Annotated in this window: 18 protein-coding genes; 8 read left to right on the forward strand and 10 right to left on the reverse strand. The window is 64.7% G+C overall.

Annotated elements, in window-relative coordinates; translation table 11 throughout:
• Positions 1 to 48 precede the first annotated feature (48 nt).
• Positions 49 to 810, forward strand: coding sequence for a hypothetical protein (locus GGD66_RS30125; RefSeq protein WP_183259966.1), 762 nt, complete (start codon positions 49 to 51; stop codon positions 808 to 810).
• A gap of 21 nt (positions 811 to 831) precedes the next feature.
• On the opposite strand, the gene GGD66_RS30130 is transcribed toward GGD66_RS30125, so the two are convergent.
• The 4 genes from GGD66_RS30130 to fabI form a co-directional block, all read right to left on the reverse strand.
• Positions 832 to 2,022 (reverse strand): adenylate/guanylate cyclase domain-containing protein, encoded by a 1,191-nt coding sequence (locus GGD66_RS30130; RefSeq protein WP_183259968.1) that lies wholly within the window; start codon positions 2,020 to 2,022, stop codon positions 832 to 834.
• A 75-nt stretch (positions 2,023 to 2,097) separates the two neighbouring features.
• The gene (gene aroC / locus GGD66_RS30135; RefSeq protein ID WP_092259945.1) at positions 2,098 to 3,186 is read right to left on the reverse strand and encodes a chorismate synthase; all 1,089 of its coding nucleotides are present in this window, start codon (positions 3,184 to 3,186) and stop codon (positions 2,098 to 2,100) included.
• A 183-nt stretch (positions 3,187 to 3,369) separates the two neighbouring features.
• The gene (locus GGD66_RS30140; RefSeq protein WP_092259947.1) at positions 3,370 to 3,969 is read right to left on the reverse strand and encodes a histidine phosphatase family protein; all 600 of its coding nucleotides are present in this window, start codon (positions 3,967 to 3,969) and stop codon (positions 3,370 to 3,372) included.
• A gap of 12 nt (positions 3,970 to 3,981) precedes the next feature.
• Positions 3,982 to 4,797, reverse strand: coding sequence for an enoyl-ACP reductase FabI (gene fabI / locus GGD66_RS30145; protein WP_183259970.1), 816 nt, complete (start codon positions 4,795 to 4,797; stop codon positions 3,982 to 3,984).
• A 173-nt stretch (positions 4,798 to 4,970) separates the two neighbouring features.
• Between fabI and GGD66_RS30150 the strand changes: the two genes are divergently transcribed.
• Both GGD66_RS30150 and GGD66_RS30155 read left to right on the forward strand, forming a co-directional pair.
• Complete coding sequence (locus GGD66_RS30150) at positions 4,971 to 5,459, forward strand: RNA polymerase sigma factor (protein WP_018322571.1); 489 nt, start codon at positions 4,971 to 4,973, stop codon at positions 5,457 to 5,459.
• 106 nt (positions 5,460 to 5,565) lie between these two features.
• The gene (locus tag GGD66_RS30155) at positions 5,566 to 6,336 is read left to right on the forward strand and encodes an anti-sigma factor (RefSeq protein ID WP_183259971.1); all 771 of its coding nucleotides are present in this window, start codon (positions 5,566 to 5,568) and stop codon (positions 6,334 to 6,336) included.
• Positions 6,337 to 6,657: 321 nt separating this feature from the next.
• Here the strand turns inward: GGD66_RS30155 and GGD66_RS30160 are convergent, their stop codons facing one another.
• Together GGD66_RS30160 and GGD66_RS30165 are read right to left on the reverse strand one after the other, a co-directional pair.
• Positions 6,658 to 7,620: a DnaJ C-terminal domain-containing protein gene (locus GGD66_RS30160; RefSeq protein ID WP_018322569.1), complete on the reverse strand. Its 963-nt coding sequence runs from the start codon at positions 7,618 to 7,620 to the stop codon at positions 6,658 to 6,660.
• 109 nt (positions 7,621 to 7,729) lie between these two features.
• On the reverse strand, positions 7,730 to 8,137 hold the full coding sequence (locus GGD66_RS30165; protein ID WP_018322568.1) for an RT0821/Lpp0805 family surface protein: 408 nt from the start codon (positions 8,135 to 8,137) through the stop codon (positions 7,730 to 7,732).
• Positions 8,138 to 8,250: 113 nt separating this feature from the next.
• Between GGD66_RS30165 and pdxH the strand changes: the two genes are divergently transcribed.
• Together pdxH and GGD66_RS30175 are read left to right on the forward strand one after the other, a co-directional pair.
• The gene (gene pdxH, locus GGD66_RS30170) at positions 8,251 to 8,892 is read left to right on the forward strand and encodes a pyridoxamine 5'-phosphate oxidase (RefSeq protein WP_018322567.1); all 642 of its coding nucleotides are present in this window, start codon (positions 8,251 to 8,253) and stop codon (positions 8,890 to 8,892) included.
• A 26-nt stretch (positions 8,893 to 8,918) separates the two neighbouring features.
• Positions 8,919 to 9,671, forward strand: a complete 753-nt coding sequence (locus GGD66_RS30175) for an SDR family NAD(P)-dependent oxidoreductase (RefSeq protein WP_183259974.1) — start codon at positions 8,919 to 8,921, stop codon at positions 9,669 to 9,671.
• A gap of 1,100 nt (positions 9,672 to 10,771) precedes the next feature.
• On the opposite strand, the gene GGD66_RS30180 is transcribed toward GGD66_RS30175, so the two are convergent.
• Complete coding sequence (locus GGD66_RS30180; RefSeq protein ID WP_038972668.1) at positions 10,772 to 10,990, reverse strand: hypothetical protein; 219 nt, start codon at positions 10,988 to 10,990, stop codon at positions 10,772 to 10,774.
• A gap of 204 nt (positions 10,991 to 11,194) precedes the next feature.
• Entirely contained in the window at positions 11,195 to 12,172 is a 978-nt protein-coding gene (locus GGD66_RS30185) for a magnesium transporter CorA family protein (protein ID WP_183259976.1), read from the reverse strand.
• A 337-nt stretch (positions 12,173 to 12,509) separates the two neighbouring features.
• On the opposite strand from GGD66_RS30185, the gene GGD66_RS30190 reads away from it, so the two are divergent.
• The gene (locus tag GGD66_RS30190; protein WP_018321707.1) at positions 12,510 to 13,196 is read left to right on the forward strand and encodes a L,D-transpeptidase; all 687 of its coding nucleotides are present in this window, start codon (positions 12,510 to 12,512) and stop codon (positions 13,194 to 13,196) included.
• 36 nt (positions 13,197 to 13,232) lie between these two features.
• Here the strand turns inward: GGD66_RS30190 and GGD66_RS30195 are convergent, their stop codons facing one another.
• Positions 13,233 to 14,354: an extensin family protein gene (locus GGD66_RS30195; protein WP_183259977.1), complete on the reverse strand. Its 1,122-nt coding sequence runs from the start codon at positions 14,352 to 14,354 to the stop codon at positions 13,233 to 13,235.
• Between the two features lie 65 nt (positions 14,355 to 14,419).
• Here GGD66_RS30195 and GGD66_RS30200 point away from each other — a divergent pair, with 65 nt between their 5' ends.
• On the forward strand, positions 14,420 to 16,048 hold the full coding sequence (locus tag GGD66_RS30200; RefSeq protein WP_018321709.1) for a fatty-acid--CoA ligase: 1,629 nt from the start codon (positions 14,420 to 14,422) through the stop codon (positions 16,046 to 16,048).
• A 203-nt stretch (positions 16,049 to 16,251) separates the two neighbouring features.
• Entirely contained in the window at positions 16,252 to 17,106 is an 855-nt protein-coding gene (locus GGD66_RS30205) for a DUF1499 domain-containing protein (protein ID WP_018321710.1), read from the forward strand.
• Positions 17,107 to 17,175: 69 nt separating this feature from the next.
• Here the strand turns inward: GGD66_RS30205 and GGD66_RS30210 are convergent, their stop codons facing one another.
• Complete coding sequence (locus GGD66_RS30210) at positions 17,176 to 18,093, reverse strand: MBL fold metallo-hydrolase (RefSeq protein ID WP_092263357.1); 918 nt, start codon at positions 18,091 to 18,093, stop codon at positions 17,176 to 17,178.
• Between the last annotated feature and the right edge of the window lie 128 nt (positions 18,094 to 18,221).

Raw genomic sequence — 18,221 nt, forward strand, 5'->3', positions numbered from 1 at the left:
ACCGATCCCCGCTACCGCAGGTTCAATCTCCTGTGTCACCACGGTGAGATGACAGCTGCACTGCGCAAACAGCTCGCGCTCAAGCCGGCCCGCCCAGAAACCTCGTTCGGTCCGTTCAAGCTCCTGCACGCCCTGCCCTGGCTGATCCTGGCGGCTGCGATGCGGGTGATCGCGTTCGGCGGCGGCGCCGTGGCGCTGCCAGCCATCATCATTGCCGACATTTCGGTGCTCCTGGCCTTCTTCGCGACGGCGCAACAATCGATCGAGGCGGCTGGCGGCCAATCCTCGCTCGGCGCGCTGACATTGGGCGAGCAGTTCAAGCTGTCCTTCTCGATCCTGTGGCGGATCATGCTCGTGATGATCGCGGCGGCGCTCAGCGCCAGATTAGCCGGCTTTGAGGCTTCGTATCATCTCTTGGCGGGGCTCGATGGCATGGCGTTCGACCAGTTCACCCATCCCGGGCGCTTCTGGAGTGCATGGATCGCCACCATCGTGCTGCTCATGATCGTCCGTGCCGAGCGCGATGACGGCAGGGTCGCCCTGTTCGGCGCCATCGGCGAGTTCGCACGGCGCGGGCTGTGGCTCGGCGCCGCCGTGATCGCGCTCGGTGTCATCAACGTCGCCCTCGCCTACGGACAGGAAGCGGTGCGGAGCGCGATCTGGAATTTCTGGCAGACCTCGTCAGCGAGCCAGTTCAGCAAGAACCTGATCTATTTCGTCTTCATCTTCAGCTTTGCGATGCTGCGGCTGTGGATCACTCTGACGATCCTGACGCTTGGGCTGAGGCAGTCATATGTGCGCGCTGACTAGTTTCGCCGACGGTGCCGTCCGCTAGGCCATCACCACCGGCGTTTCCTCGCCAAGCCCATACACGCGCTGAGCCTTGGAAAATCCCGCGATCGGAAACTCGCCGAGCTCGCGCCAGTCGTGGCGGCAGACATTGGCAAAACCTTCCGAGGCCACGACGGTCCGCCCCAGGCGGCCCGTGATCTTCTCGAGCCTTGCGGCAAGGTTCACGGCGGGACCAATGCAGGTGAAGTCGAGGCGGTTGCCGCCGCCGATATTGCCGTAGAGGATGTTGCCGACGTGCAGCGCGACGCCGAAGCGGAAACGCTCGACGGCGTCGCCGACCGGAAAGGCCAGCGCCTCGACGCTGGTGCGGGACTCGCGCGCCGCTTCCAGCACGCGCGTGCAGACATGGGCGGCATCGCCGACATATTCGTCGATCGGAAACACCGCGAGCAGGCCGTCGCCCATGAATTTCAGGACTTCGCCGCCATGGCCGCGGATCGCGGTCACCTGACAGTCGAAATAGTGATTGAGGATCTCGACCACCGTCTCGGGTGGCAGCCGGTCCGACAGCGCGGTGAAGCCGCGCAGGTCCGAGAGCCAGATCGCGGCCTGCATGGTGTCGTTGTGGCCGCGGCGGATCTGGCCGCCGAGGATGCGCGCGCCGGCACGGTTGCCGACATAGGTGTCGAGCAGCATCTCGGCGGTGCGGCGCAGGCTGATGATCTCGCTGACGCGCGCCAGCGGCGTCACGATGGAGCGGATCGCCGCGATGTGATCGTCGGTGAAGCCGCCGGGATGCCGTGTCACCCAGCTCGTGGCGTGGACCGAGCCGTCGAGAAACGGCATCGGCACAGCGATGTAGTCGGTCGCTCCTTCGGCACCCATGTCTTTGACGATCGGAAAGCGCGCATTGTCGGGATCGCCGACGCGCCCCCTGACCTCGATCCCCTGCTCGAACACGATGCGGAGCGGGCTCGCGGCGAATTCGGGCGTGTCCAGGATATCGAAATCGACGGTGCCGACCTCGACCTCCTCGCCCTGCCGCCAGATGAAGTTGCGGCCGAAGATTTCGGGATGCAGGGTACGGATGAAGATGCCGAACCGCCAGATTGGCAGGCCGGCTTCGACCAGATGCTCGCAGACATCCGCAATCATCTCGGCCGGGGTGCCTGACGACCGTGCGCCGTCAATCAGCCAGTTGGTGATGCGCTGGAGCTCGGAGCTTTGCATGTCCGCATTTGCGGACGAAGTTGTGGGAACGTCAAGCTGCGCGGTGGGCTGGTACCGCGACATGAAGACCTTTTGCTAACGTCCCACTTGCCCGCGGTCGCGCAGGAAGTGGTCGGCCAGCACGCAGGCCATCATGGCTTCGCCGACGGGGACGGCGCGGATGCCGACGCAGGGGTCGTGGCGGCCCTTGGTGAAGATCTCGGTGTCCGCACCTTTACGGTCGACGGTGAGACGCGGCTGCAGGATCGAGGAGGTCGGCTTCACCGCGAAACGCACCACCACCGGCTGCCCGGTGGAGATGCCGCCGAGCACGCCGCCGGCATGGTTGGACAAAAAGCGCGTGCCGTCATTGCCGGTGCGCATCTCGTCGGCGTTCTCCTCGCCGGTGAGCTCCGCCGCGCCGAAACCGGCGCCGATCTCGACACCCTTCACTGCGTTGATGGTCATCATCGCGCCCGCCAGATCGGAATCGAGCTTGGCGTAGATCGGCGCGCCAAGGCCGGCCGGCACGCCTTCGGCGACGACCTCGATCACCGCGCCGATCGAGGAGCCGCTCTTGCGGATGCCGTCGAGATAGGTCTCGAAGAACGCGGCCTTGTCCTTGTCCGGGCAGAAGAACGGATTTTTGGCGATCTCGTCCCAGTCCCACTTCGCACGGTCGATCTTGTGCGGGCCGATCTGCACCAGCGCGCCGCGCACCTTCACGTTGGGCAGCACCTTGCGCGCGATGGCACCGGCGGCAACGCGCGTCGCGGTCTCGCGCGCCGAGGAGCGGCCGCCACCGCGATAATCGCGCAGGCCGTATTTGGCCTCATAGGTGAAGTCGGCGTGACCGGGGCGAAACTTGTCCTTGATCTCGGAATAGTCCTTCGAGCGCTGGTCGGTGTTCTCGATCAGGAGCCCGATCGGCGTGCCCGTCGTCACCTGCACGCCGGTCTCCGGATGCGCCATCACGCCGGAGAGGATCTTGACCTGATCCGGCTCCTGGCGCTGGGTGGTGAAGCGCGATTGGCCGGGCCGGCGGCGGTCGAGATCGCCCTGGATGTCGGCCTCGGTCAGCGGGATCATGGGCGGACAACCGTCGACCACGCAGCCGATCGCCACCCCATGGCTCTCGCCGAAGGTCGTGACGCGGAACATGTGGCCGAAGGTGTTGAAGGACATCGCTTCTCGCTGGTGCGTAAGTCAGTTCTGACTTGTGGTGGTAACGCGGGGGAACACCGGGGTCAAACACACTCGGTCATTCGGGGCGCCCGAAGGGCGAACTCCGGTGCGCCCTTGCGCACCTGAGAATCTCGAGATTCCGGGTTCGTGCTTCGCACCGCTCCGGAATGACGGCGGATGGGACTAGCTAAACTTCTCCAGCCGCCCGTCGCGGAACACGTAGACGGCGCCCTGCTCGATATAGAGTTCGGCGGCACTGAGGGGGGTCTCCAGGCCGAGTGAAACCATCAGGGCCCGGCAGGTCCCGCCATGGGCGACCGCAACGGTGTCGGTCCGCAGCTGGTCGTACCAGGCCCGTACGCGGACCTGGACATCGGCGTAGGTCTCCCCGCCGGCGGGGCCGACCGACCATTTGTCGGTGAGGCGCCGGGCATACACGTCAGGATCCCTCGCCTCGCTCTCGGCCAGGGTCAGACCTTCCCAGACTCCATAGCCGATCTCACGCAGGCGATCATCGAGCGCATATCCGGCAACTGGCAGCTCCAGCTTGCCGCGCGCAAGTTCCATGGTCTGGCGCGCGCGGCCGAGCGGGCTCGACACATAGGGTAACGCCGCCTTGTCGCGACCCTCGCGCTTGAACAGGTCGGCGAGAATGCTGCCGGCTTGCACGGCCTGACCGCGTCCACGCGCGTTCAGCGGAACGTCCTTGGTGCCCTGAAGCCTCCCGAGCGCATTCCACTCGGTCTCACCATGGCGAAGATAATAGATCGTGGGCACGGGAATTCCGGATTTAAGCTAGTCCTTGCCGCCGAACGAGATGTCCGGCGCGTCCGGGCGCTTCATGCCGAGCACGTGATAGCCGGAATCGACGTGATGCACCTCGCCGGTGACACCGCGCGAGAGGTCGGAGAGGAAATACAGCGCACTGCCGCCGACGTCCTCGGTCGACACGTTGCGCCGCATCGGCGCGTTGGCCTCGTTCCACTTCAGGATATAGCGGAAGTCGCCGATGCCGGATGCCGCGAGCGTCTTGATCGGACCTGCCGAGATCGCGTTGACGCGGATGTCCTTCTCGCCGAGATCGGCGGCGAGATAGCGCACGCTGGCCTCCAGCGCCGCCTTGGCGACGCCCATCACGTTGTAATGCGGCATCCACTTCTCGGCGCCGTAATAGCTGAGCGTGATCAGCGAGCCGCCGTCGGTCATCAGCTTTTCTACGCGCTGCGCCACCGCCGTGAACGAGTAGCAGGAGATCAGCATCGACTTGGAGAAATTCTCCTGCGTGGTGTCGACGTAGCGGCCGTCGAGCTGCTCGCCATAGGCGATCGCGTGCACCAGGAAGTCGATCTTGCCCCATTTTTCCTTCAGCACCGCGAACGCAGCATCGATGGTCGCAGCATCGGTGACGTCGCAATGGCCGAGCACGAGACCACCGATCTCGGCAGCGAGCGGCTCGACGCGCTTCTTCAGCGCATCGCCCTGATAGGTGAAGGCGAGCTCGGCGCCGGCGGCGTGGCACGCCTTGGCGATGCCCCAGGCGATCGAGCGGTTGTTGGCAACGCCGAGGACCACTCCGCGCTTTCCTTGCATCAGACCCGAATTCTGCGCCATTTTTGAACGTCCCGTCGAACTCTTGGTGAGGTCTGGAGGTACACCAGCCCTCCCCTGCGGTACAGCCCTAATACGCCGCGTTAACGCTGTTTCGAGCGCCGGAATAGCCGTTCCGTTCGGGTGTTATGATCGCTATAGGCGCTCGCGCCTGATACCAGGACGTCAAGACCGCAATGAGTGCGTTTCGCCAGAGTGTGGAAGCCATGATCCCGGCGTTGCGCCGCTACGCCCGCGCGCTCACGCGCGACGCGGATGCGGCCGACGATCTGGTGCAGGACACGCTGGTGCGGGCGCTGCGTTCGGAGCGATTGTTTCTCGGAGGCGACGTCAGGAGCTGGCTCTACACGATCCTGACCAACCTCAACAAGAACCGGCGGCGCTCGCTGGCAAGGCGGCCGCAGTTCACGCAGCTGACGGAGAACAACCCGGATGCCAGCGGCACCGAAGCCGAAGGGCGCGACATCGAGAGGGCGCTGGCGACGCTCGTCGAGGAGCAACGCTCGGTGTTGCTCCTCGTGATGCTGGAAGGCATGAGCTACCGCGAGGTCGCCGACATCCAGGGCGTGCCGATCGGCACCGTGATGTCGCGCCTGGCCCGCGCCCGCGCCCACGTCAAGGCTTCGCTGGAGGGCGAGCGCCCGACGCTCAGGCGGGTGAAATGATGGCAGGGTTGATGCATCGCATATGGTTCGGCTGCAGCTTCCCGATGCAGCGAACGACGTCGAGCTTTGAACGACATTTAAGGCCACAGAGCCAGAGACGATTGATATGAACGACCGCAATATCCCAGTGACCGAGGACGAGCTGCACGCCTATGTCGACGGCGAGCTGCCGGCCGAGCGCCGCGCCGACGTCGAGGCCTGGCTCGCCGCCCATCCTGAAGAGGCCGAGCGCGTGCAGTCCTGGCGCGCCATGGCTGAGATGCTGCACGCCCGCTACGATTCCGTCGCCCAGGAGCCGGTGCCGGCCCGGCTGGAGCTCGAGCGGCTGGAACGCCGCCCGCGGCAATGGCTCTACGGCGCCGCGGCGGCGGTGCTGGTCGCCTTCGTCGCCGGCGGCGCCGCCGGCTGGGTCGGGCATGGCGCCGCCAATGCCCCCTCCACCTTCCGGAGCTTTACGGCGGACGCGCTCGACGCCCACCGCCTCTATGTCGTGGAGGTCCGCCACCCCGTCGAGGTCGGCGGCAACGAGCGCGACCACCTGCAGGCCTGGCTGACCCGGCGTTGCGGCTGGACCGTGTTCGCGCCGAACCTGGAGGCGAGCGGGCTGAAGCTCGTTGGCGGCCGGCTGTTGCCGGGTCCGAACGGCCCGGCCTCGTTCCTGATGTATGAGGGCGCCTCGGGCGAGCGCTATACGATCTACACCGCCAAGACCGAGAATGGTGCGACGCAAATGCGCTACGCCAGGACGGACAAGGACGGTGCGCTGTTCTGGGCCGAGCGCGGCGTCGGCTACGTCGTCAGCGGTGGCGGTGATCGCGACCGGCTGACCAAGGTGGCGCAGGCGGTCTATGATCAGGCCGAGAAAAACGGCACCTAGACAGCCGCTTGAGGGCGGTGCCTAGATTCCGTCATTGAAAATTTGGAATGAAGACATCGGCGCGTCTCATTATCGCACCGGATGATCACGCGAAAATGAGCAGCGTTCGATCCGCCGATCGACGCGGGCGGCCTCGATTGGGGTTTTTGGTACCGCGCTGGTCCCCCTCTCGAGGCCGCACCTTTTTATCGGCTGCCCCGCCGGGCAACCGACACGTCTCGAACGTCAGCGTCGAAGCGCGAACCGCGCTTCAGGCGTATGTTGAGCATCATCCTTTCGGGGAGAGAATGCTCCGATCGTCGGGATGCCTCGGCTAGCGCCCTAGCCGAGCCCGCTACGTGGATTGTAGGGGTGTTGGTCCCGCCACTTCTCCATCAATGCTTCAAGCTCGGCGTCGTTCCCGTCCGGTAGCATAATCCTGATCGTGACGAAGAGATCCCCGGTTCCGCCAGATTTCGGCAATCCCTTACCTTTAAGGCGGAAGGTCCGGCCGCTGGAAGTGTTCTTCGGAACCGAAAGCTCCACGGCATTGCCGAGGGTGGGCACGCGGACCTTGGCTCCGAGCACGGCCTCGTAGAGCGTCACTGGCAGATCAATCCGCAAGTCGGCGCCCTCGACCTTGAAGTGGGCGTGCGGCGCGATGCTGATGGTGATCAGGAGATCGCCGGGCGGATGGCCCTGCGCGGACTCGCCCTGCCCCCGGAGCCGGATCTGCTGGCCCTCGGTGACGCCGGCCGGAATCTTGACGTTGAGCTCCTTGCCGGTCGGCAGTCGGACGCGCTTCTCGCCGCCCTTGACCGCCTCTTCCAGCGAGACGGACATGGCGACATTCACGTCGAGATCGAGCCCGACGCCGCCGGTGTCGAATTCGAACTGCCCGGCGCCGCCGGCCCCAGGCCGGGCGCCACGCATCCCGCCACCGAACATGCTGTTGAGGATATCCTCGAACGCACCGCCGCCCTGGCCGGGGCCGCCGCCGGAGCGGAACGTATAGCTTTCGAAGCCGCCGGGGCCGGCACGCCCGCGCGGCCCGCCACCGCCCGGAAAACCCTGGAAGCGCGGCTTGCCGTCGGCGTCGATCTCGCCGCGGTCGAACTGCTTGCGCTTGTCCTCGTCGCCGATGATCTCGTTCGCCGAGTTGATCTCGGAGAAGCGCTCGGCGGCTTTCGGGTCGTCCTTGTTGCTGTCGGGATGATGCTTCTTGGCAAGCTTGCGATAGGCGCTCTTGATCGCGGCAGCGCTGGCGCTCCGCGGCACCCCCAAGACCTCATAGGGGTCGCGCATCCGTCACGTCTCCTTCAAGAAATCGAATTGTTCAAAGGGCTCCCCGCCCCACCAGGGATTCATGTGGGAAGAGAGTGGCATTTTTGCAACTAGGGGCGCGCGCCGAATCCTAGCTCCGCCACGGCTTTAGCGTATGAATCTCCCAACGGCCACGGGTGCTTTGGCAGCCGGCGCCCTGGAGCCAGCTTTCGGTCGCCCCGTTGACGTAGCTCGCCAGGAAATCGCGGCATCTGCGGCCGTCCTCGGCGGCATAGGACTGCGCGATCGGCGTCACCGAGCCGCGCGCACCGGTCTCCGGATTCTCCCAATGCTGGCTGGAATCCCTGTCGCCCTTGCTGAGGACGTCGGAGGCGGCGTTGCGGGCGAAGGCAAGATCGGTCTCGGTGGGCGGGGCGTCCTTCGCCGGCCGCGCGATCGAACCGGTGAGGTCGCTGTCATCGGCCTTGGCGTAGGCACTCTTGTCATTGCGGGAAAAGCTGCATCCTCCGGCACCGAGCCCGATGACAATGATCGTCATGACAAAGCCGGACGGCCGGATCGCCGATAGGCCAACGCGTCCCCATGCCCTATATAGGGCGGTAGCGGACAACAACGCGTTTTGGGCCGCGGGACGCAACTCGGACTCCAGACATGACCGACACGACCTCGATGAAACACCAGACACCCTTAACATCCGGTGATTTCACCGCCGCCGACGAGCCATTTGCGCTGTTCGAGGCCTGGCTGAACGAGGCGATCAAGAGCGAGCCGAACGATCCGAACGCCATGGCGCTCGCAACTGTCGACCCCGACGGGCTGCCTGACGTGCGCATGGTGCTGATGAAAGGCTTCGATACCGAGGGTTTTGTCTTCTACAGCCACATCGCCAGCCAGAAGGGCCGCGAACTCGCCGCAAATCCTAAGGCAGCGTTACTTTTTCACTGGAAGTCGCTGCGCCGTCAGGTCCGCATCCGCGGCAACGTGACGCCGGTGACCGAGGCCGAGGCCGACGCCTATTTCGCCACCCGACCCAAGCAGGCCCAGATCGGCGCCTGGGCGAGCAAGCAGTCGCAAGAGCTGGAGAGCCGCTTCGCTTTCGAGCAGGCCATCGCGAAAGTCGCGGCCAGATACGTCATCGGCGAAGTGCCGCGGCCGCCGGGCTGGAGCGGCTGGCGCATCACGCCCTCACGCATCGAGTTCTGGCACGACCGCCCGTTCCGCTTGCACGACCGCATCGAATTTCGCCGTGACGCGGCCGGCCAGAAGTGGTCCAAGACGCGGATGTATCCCTAAGCTTTAGGCCGACCTGAAAGATGTCCATGCCGCATTCGTCCAATGCGCCGCGCCGTACACTGCTCCTGACCGGAGCCAGCCGCGGCATCGGCCACGCCACCGTGATCCGCTTCTCCTCGGCGGGCTGGCGCGTCATCACCTGCTCGCGGCATCCGTTTCCGGAGGACTGTCCGTGGGACGCGGGGCCCGAGGACCACATCCAGGTCGACCTCGGCAATCCCGAGGATACCGCGCGCGCGATCAGCGAGATCCGCAGCCGGCTGGAGGGCGGCGCGCTGCATGCGCTGGTCAACAACGCCGCGATCTCGCCGAAGGGCGTGGGCGGCTCCAGGCTCGGCTCGGTCGACACCGATCTCGACACCTGGACGCACGTCTTCCACGTCAACTTCTTCGCGCCGATCATGATTGCGCGCGGGCTGATCGAGGAATTGAAGGCGGCCAAGGGCTCGGTCGTGAACGTCACCTCGATCGCGGGCTCGCGCGTGCACCCCTTCGCGGGCGCCGCCTACGCGACGTCGAAGGCCGCGCTCGCGGCGCTGACGCGCGAGATGGCCTCCGATTTCGGCCGCGTCGGCGTGCGCGTCAACGCGATCGCTCCGGGCGAGATCGATACCTCGATCCTGTCGCCGGGCACCGAGAAGATCGTCGAACAGCAGATTCCGATGCACCGGCTCGGCACGCCCGACGAGGTCGCCAAGATCATCTACGTGCTGTGCACGGACACCTCGTCCTATGTCAACGGCGCCGAGATCCACATCAACGGCGGCCAGCACGTGTAGTCCGTTCGCGTCATTGCAGTGACGGAGCAAGGGCGACAACCTCGCTCTCTCGTGTCCCGGACGCGTTGCGGCACGCAGTGACGCTGCACTGCGTCTGGGGCACGAGAGCGGATTGTGGCGCATGTTTTCCTCACACATGTCATTGCGATGCTCCAGTGCACATCCCAGCGGCGGTGCCGTAGGGTGGGCAAAGGCGCATAGCGCCGTGCCCACGATCTCCGTCCATAAGCAACAAGGCGTGGGCACGCTGCGCTTTGCCCACCCTACGAGATCTGGTTTGTGGCACGTAGCTCAGCTCGCAGACACGCTTCTTCGGCCTCGCGGCGCATTTCGCCCGAGCTTTGCTTGATCACTCCACCCTCTCATCCAAGAGGGCGCAGGGAAGGCCGGGTGCCGGCTCGCACCCGCGGTCCGCTGCGCGAAAAGCACACGCAGAAAGAACCGCACAGCAGCATACAGGTGGTGCCAATCACTCGGCCTTCCCTGCGCGGTGGCTGGACGGCTTATGCCGTGATCTCCCGGGAGCCGACCATTCCTTCTGGCCTCCCTCGCCCCGCGAATTTGGATGATGCAGTCTGCCCGGTTGGGCTCGCTCGCACCTTCGCAAGGACTTGACCGTAGCAACGACGGCCAGGACCACACGGTTTTGCCGTACGCACGGCCCGCCATTTCGCCGCAGTTTTTCCAGCCCTGTCGACGAAGCCGGAAACTTACAGACGAGACGAAGCCTGGCAGCGCCGCTCGTCCGCACGAAGCCTCGGGCTCACAGGGACTACCTGCCCTGCCCGCGCCTCTCGTGCCGACGCTGCCGCGTCCACCGCAACCCCGGCTCGCGACAGTGACGACACATAGTCGCCCCTCTTGGGTGAGCCGGGATGGGCAACACATACGCCGAAACCGAATTTCGGTAAAGTGGAATATTTTCGCGCGCTTGGATTGACAGAGCCCGACACAGGCCCCGTTTTGGCTGGATGGGGGTTCAGCCGGTCTCTAACGCACCCGCCAATCGGACGTCACAGCCGATTGTCCTGAACAAAAGGGAAGCAAGGCGATCCAGACAACGCCGCCGCAAGACCTGGATCGCCCTCGCCTTCCGTTCCTCAATCGATTCGAATCCGACGTGACCTGTCGCGCGGCCGTGGAGCGGCCGTGCTGAATGCGGTCGAGCAGTCGTCGTCATTCTCACCGTCGAGCAGCGGAGCACCACAGTGCCGGCACATGCGTGCCGACATCGACGACGCCTTGCCGCTCGCCAGGACCTGACGATAGTTCGCCAGGTCGATGACGTTGCGGGGCGACGTTATGTGTTTTTCAACCATGGTTGTTCCTCGCGGCTACGCACTGCTTATCGCAGACAAGTTTCGCGCAAACGTTCAGCCCACCGCTCAAATTTTACCGGAGGAATTGCGGCACGGCGAACACATCACGGCGCGGCCGCAATCCCGATCTATTCTGCGACACGATTCACCGTGTCTGTGCGACCGGCGTAAGGTCTCGGTAGCTATTTTCCGAGCGCGACGGGATCAGAGCCACTTCTTCCACTTGAAGAGCCAGTACGGAAGAATCGCGGCGACGAGCATCATCACCAGCGCCATCGGATAGCCGTGCGCCCATTCGAGTTCCGGCATCATCTTGAAGTTCATGCCGTAGATCGAGGCGATCAGCGTCGGCGGCATCAGCACGACGGCCATCACCGAGAACAGCTTGATGATGTTGTTCTGCTCGAGATTGACGACGCCGAGCATGGCATCGAGCACGAAGGTGATCTTGCTGGAGAGATAGGAGGCGTGGTCGGTCAGCGAGGCAACGTCGCGCTGCATGGTCTTGAGCTGCTCGCGCATGTCCTTCGACCATTTCACCCCCTCCACCACCGCCGAAAGGAAGGTGACGACACGGCCGATCGACACCAGGCTCTCGCGAACCTTCGAGGTCAGATCGCCTTTGCGGCCGATCGAGATCAGGATCTGGGAATATTGCTTGGCGTGACCGTGGCGCTCGCTCTCGGGCTCGAAGATGTCGTGGCTGACCTGGTCGATCTCGGCGCCGCAGCGCTCCAGGATGTCGGCGCAGCGGTCGATCACGGCGTCCAGCAGCTCCATCAGCACCATCTCGCCGGTAATGGAGGGCGTGCAGGAGCGGGCAAGCTTGGCCTCGACCAGGGCGAACGGCTTCGGCAGGTCGTAGCGCACCGTCACCAGGCGGTGGTCGCCGAGGATGAAGGTCACCGCCGTGGTCCGGGGCATGTCGGTATCGGAGTGGCACATCAGCGTCGCGGTCATGTAGCGCGCGCCGTTCTCGATATAGAGACGGCTGGAGATCTCGATCTCCTGCATGTCTTCCCGGGTCGGGATGGCGATGCCGGCGAGCCGCTCCACTGCCTTGTCCTCGGCCGCGGTGGGGTTGACGAGGTCGATCCAGACCGCGCTTTCGGGCACCGCGGCAAGATCTTCGATGACAACCTTCTTCAGGACAGACTCGGAGGGAACAAACACCGAAAACATGCACGACTCCAGAGAACCTGCGGCAGAATGACAGCCCTTAGCGCGATTCTGACAAGTTCACGATGACAACCACATTAATGGAGCGTTTGCATTTGTGGCGCGGCCATGGCTCAACTGTGGTACGGAATCGACAGTCCGGCCCCCTTTGGCCCAAAAATCTTCACGGGGCCGCAAAACTTGCGGCAGAAAAGCCACAGCTTGGGTCTCGCAGCGCGGGATAAGGCCTTCAGTGCTGGAATTGTGGCAGATTTCAACGATAATGGGATTAACGGAGTCGAGGAACTTGGGCAGTAAGCTCAGGCCTTCCGCACGGTATTGTTTTGATTGGAACCAAATCATGTCGTCGCTGAAAGTTAAGTTGGGAATTCTGGCCGCCGGCCTGATGCTGTCGGGCTGCATGCAGGCCACGCATTTCGAGGCGACCGACACCAAAGCCTTCAAGCCGAAGGACAAGGAACTGCTCGCCAAAGTTCGGTACGAGAACACCCCGGTTGCCGAGCCGTTCCGCCGCGCCATCGTCCAATACCACCGCAAGGAATCGCCGGGCTCGATCGTGGTCGATTCCGACAATCACTATCTCTATTACGTGCTGGATGGCGGCAAGGCGATCCGTTACGGCATCACCGTTGGCGAAGAGGCCATGGCCTGGTCGGGCATCGCCAAGGTGGGCAGCAAGACCGAGTGGCCGGCCTGGCACCCCACCCCCGGCGAAATTTCGCGCCTGGGCGTGCCGACCTATGTCGCACCCGGCCCGGACAATCCGATGGGCTCTCGCGCGATTTACCTCTATTCCGGCGGGAAAGACACGTTGTTCCGCATCCACGGCACCAATCAGCCGGAATATATCGGCGCTTCGATCTCCTCGGGCTGCATCCGTCTGACCAACGAGGACGCGATCGATCTCTATGATCGCGTCAAGCTCGGCACCCTCGTCGTGGTGCTCGAGCCGAAGCATGGCGATTCGCCCTACAATTCGCGGCTGGCGCTCGGCGGCAGCCAAACCGGCCAGGCGGGCAGCTACTGATCGCCTGCTGATCTCTGCGATCGAAAAGCGCCGGTTTCACCGGCGCTTTTTTGTTGCCGGCTTGCGCGGCTGGGACTTGCTGGCATCGGCCGCCGGCTTTTTCGCAGGCGCCGGAGACTTCTCCACCTCCTCGTCGTCAGCTCCTTCCTTTTCTTCAGGCTTGGCCTCGGGCTTGACCTCGGGCTTGGCCGCGACCTCGCGCGGTGGCGCCTCCTCGGGGCGTTCCGCTGGCAGCAGCGGGGCGACCTGCGGCAGGGGATCCCAGACGTTCCACTGGCAGATCCGGTAGTCGTTGCGCCGCTGCGCCAGGTCGAGATGGATATGGTCCTCATGGTACCAGTCCGAGCCCGGGCCGAGCACGGTGGAAAAGCGCGCGCAGACCGAGTGCAGCACGCGCTCGCGCACGTCGCGCGACATGGTGCGGTCGGTGAGGCCGATCGACTGCCCGTTGGTCAGCTTGATGGCCCGGACATCGAGGGCATTGGCCTTGCCGTGCTCTGACAGCAGCGCGCCGACGACGCGGTTGCGTCCGCGGCACTCGAACGAATCGAAATTGTCGAGTTCGCCAATGGTCGAGCCGAGGCTGGTGGCCAGCGGCGCCATGTCCTTGCGCAGCCAATCGGCGATCGCCGACGCCATGGTGCAGCGAAGAATCGCCGCCGGCTTGACCGTCACCTTGCGCTTGTCCGGCAGAACGACGGCTTCCAGCCGCACCAGATCCTCGCCGCCACAGGCGCCGGGGCCGCGGATATCCGGAATCGAGGGCGCGATCGCGATCTCCTCGGTCAGCGCGAGACGGCAGGCCGAGACCGGCTTTTGGGCTGGTGCCGCAGCCTCGGCGGGCTTGTCGGCGCCGGGCTTGTCCGCGAGAGGCTTGCCGTCCGCGTCCGGCGGAGCCTCGTCCGATGCCTTGTCCGATGCCTTGGGCGCCTCCTCGGGGCGCGGTCTCGGCAGCGGGATCCTGGCGGAATGAACCGCGGGGCGCGACCGTGGTGCGGCGATACCGAAGATATCCAGTGGGGATGTGTATTTTCGCGCCTCTGCCCTCTCGGCGAGGACGAGCGACAGCCCGAGCGCAGCGGTAACCATTGCCGCGCCAGCGGACATATAGCCGCGACAAGACCATTTGCGGCGAAAGTCCGGCAGGCTAAAACTCATGACAATTCTTTGGCCCAACGCTGAGAGCGACAACGCGCCCAGCGACTTCTCGGAGGAACGTCGGAATGCTTGGTTTGATGCAAGATTGGCCCCTGCTCTGCCACCGGATCATCGAACATGCCGCCAAAATTCATGGCAAGCAGGAGGTGGTTACCCGCTCGGTCGAGGGACCGATCCATCGCACCAATTACGCCGAGATCCACAAGCGCGCGCTCAAGGTCTCGCAGATGCTGGAGCGCGACGGTATCAAGCTCGGCGACCGTGTCGCGACGATCGCCTGGAACACCTGGCGCCATCTCGAGGTGTGGTACGGCATCATGGGGATCGGCGCCATCTGCCATACCGTCAATCCCCGCCTTTTCCCCGAGCAGATTGCCTGGATCATCAACCATGCGCAGGACCGCATCGTGATGACCGACATCACCTTCGTTCCGGTCCTGGAGAAGATCGCCGACAAGCTGACCAGCGTGGAACGCTACGTCGTGCTCACCGACAAGGCGCACATGCCGCAGACGACGCTGAAGAATGTGGTCGCCTACGAGGACTGGATTGCGGAGGCCGACGGCAAATTCAAATGGAAGGACTTTGACGAGAACACGGCAGCCGCGATGTGCTACACGTCGGGCACGACCGGTGACCCGAAGGGTGTGCTGTATTCGCATCGCTCCAACGTGCTGCACGCGCTGATGGCCAACAATGTCGACGCGCTCGGCACCAGCGCGTCCGAGACGATGCTGCCGGTGGTTCCGCTGTTCCACGCCAACAGCTGGGGCATCGCCTTCTCCGCGCCTTCGCAGGGCACCAAGCTGGTCATGCCCGGCGCCAAGCTCGACGGCGCCTCGGTCTACGAGCTGCTCTCGACCGAGAAGGTGACGCACACCGCCGGCGTGCCCACGGTGTGGCTGATGCTGCTCCAGCACATGACCGCCAATAATCTCAAGCTGCCGGACCTGAAGATGGTGATCTGCGGCGGCTCGGCGATGCCGCGCTCGATGATCAAGGCCTTCCTCGACATGGGCTCGAACGTGCGTCACGCCTGGGGCATGACCGAGATGAGCCCGATCGGCAGCGTCGCGGCGCTGAAGCCGCCGTTCCAGAACGCCACCGGCGATGCGCGGCTCGACGTGCTGCAGATGCAGGGCTATGCGCCCTTCGCGGTCGAGATGAAGATCACCGACGACGCCGGCAAGGAGCTGCCCTGGGACGGCAAGACCTTCGGCCGCCTCAAGGTCTCCGGCCCCGCCGTCGCCAAGGCCTATTACCGCGTCGACACCGACATCCTCGACGAGGACGGCTTCTTCGACACCGGCGACGTCTCGACCATCGACGAGGACGGCTACATGCGGATCACCGACCGCTCCAAGGACGTGATCAAGTCCGGCGGCGAGTGGATCTCCTCGATCGACCTCGAAAACCTCGCGGTTGGCCATCCGGCCGTGGCCGAAGCCGCCGTGATCGGCGTGTTCCACCCCAAATGGGACGAACGGCCGCTCCTGATCGTGCAACTCAAGCAGGGCCAGCAGGCCACCCGCGAGGACATCCTCAAATACATGGACGGCAAGATCGCCAAATGGTGGATGCCCGACGACGTCGCCTTCGTCGAGGGCATTCCGCATACGGCCACCGGCAAGATCCTGAAGACGGCGCTGCGCGACCAGTTTAGGGATTATCGCTTCCCGAACGCGGCGGCGTAGCGGCAAAGCAAGCAACGTCATTCCGGGGCGGTGCGAAGCATCGAACCCGGAATCTCGAGATTCCGGGTTCGGCTCCTTGAGCCGCCCCGGAATGACCGGTCATAACAGCCCGATCTCCCTTGAATTTGCCCCCGCGCCGTGGTCTCAACGGCCCTCGTCGCGCCGAACTGGCCGGCATCGCCAACCCCGGCAGAGCTCACTCGATGGCCCGCAGGTTTTCCGCTCCCTATCAGTCGGAGCCCGTGTCCAGCCTCGCGAGCTGGGCGCGCAATCTGGCCGTGTTCGCGGTGGTGGCGGTGGTGGTCTCGATCATCATCGTCCGCTTCGATTTCCTGGAGCCGAAGCCGGCCCTTGCGACCTTCTTCGGCGGGCTCGCGATATCAGGCCTGTCGATCCTGTTCGGGCTCGCCGGCTTTGCCGCGATCTGGCAGAACGGCTCGCGTGGCATGGCGCGCATCCTGCTCGCTTTGCTGATCGACGGGGCGATCCTCGCCTATCCCGCCTATCTGGCCCTGCAATATCGCAAGCTGCCGGCGATCTACGACATCACCACCGACCCGATCGATCCGCCGCGTTTCGACGCGCTGGCGCGCCTGCGCACCGGCGAGGGCACCAACACCGCGGTCTATGCCGGCCTCTATTCGGCGGAGCAGCAGCGCCACTTCTACCCTGATATCGAGCCCGTCGAGCTCGAGATCTCCGTCGACCGCGCCTATGCGATCGCGCTCCAGCTCGTCAACAAGCGCAAATGGATCATCATCGACGAGCGCGCACCGCAGCCGCCGCGCCGCATCGGCCGCATCGAGGCGGTGGCGCGCACGCCGATCATGGGGTTTCGCGAAGACATTTCGATAAGGTTCGTGCCGGACGGCGATGATTCCCGCGTCGACATCCGCTCTGCCTCGCGCAATTTCGACAGCGATCTCGGCAGCAATGCCGCGCGGGTCAAGAAATTCATCGACGATCTCAACACCGCCGCCGATGCCGACGCGCTCAAGCCGGTGAAGAAGACCCCGGTGGCGCCGCCGAAAGCGCCGGCAAAGACGGTGAAGAAATGAAACTGGCGAATGGCGAGTAGCGAATAGCGAATAGCGAATGGAACGCTACTCGCTACTCCCCATTCGCCCCTACGCCATCCGATACGTCCCGCCGATCACGGGATCGCCGTCGGTCGCCACCACGCCGCGGGCGACCAGGTCTTCCAGGTGCGCCAGCACGGAATAGCCGGCGGCCGTCGTCAGCCTCGGGTCGATACCGATATAGATCGCGCGGACCATGGTCGGGATGTCGGTCTCGCCCTTGGCGAGGCGGTGCAGGATCGAGGCCTCGCGCGCCTTGCGGTGCCGGATCAGGAAGCGCACGAAGCGCTGGCCGTCGGGGATCTCGGGGCCGTGGCCGGAGAAATAGAGATCCTCCTCGCGTGCGGCGAGCCGGTCGAGCGAGTCCATGTAGTCGATCATCGAGCCGTCGGGCGGCGCCACGATCGAGGTGGACCAGCCCATCACGTGATCGCCGACGAAGTTGAACTTTCGCTCCGGCCAGGCGAATGCCAGATGATTGGCGGTGTGGCCGGGCGTCGCAACGGCCTCGAGCCGCCAGCCGTCGCCCTCGACGACATCGCCATGCGCGATCCGGATGTCGGGTACGAAGTCGCGATCGGAGCCGGATTCCGGATTGTGCTTCTCGCTCTCGAAGCGCGGGCGCGAGGCCCGGTGCGGGCCCTCGGCATAGACCGGCGCGCCGGTCGCCTGCTTGATCCGCGCGGTGTTCGGCGAATGGTCGCGATGGGTGTGGGTGACGAAGATATGGCTCACCGTCTCGCCGCGCACGGCATCGAGCAGCGCAGCCGCATGCGCCGCATCGTCGGGACCGGGATCGATGATCGCGACATTGCCCTTGCCAACGATGTAGCTGACCGTGCCGGTGAAGGTGAACGGGCTCGGATTGTTGCAGAGCACGCGGCGCACGCCGGGCCGGACTTCCTCGACGACGCCCGGCTTCAGCGGAAAGTTGCGGTTGAACGGGACGTCGTCATTGTCGGACATGGCTTGCTCATTCCTTGCTGACTTCGTCATGCCCGGCCTTGTGCCGGGCATCCACGTTCTTCGCGTGGCTTAAGACGTGGATGGCCGGGACAAGCCCGGCCATGACGCAGTTGGAGAGTTCTCGTGCC

The sequence above is a fragment of the Bradyrhizobium sp. CIR48 genome, assembly GCF_014198315.1.
Classification (GTDB): domain Bacteria; phylum Pseudomonadota; class Alphaproteobacteria; order Rhizobiales; family Xanthobacteraceae; genus Bradyrhizobium.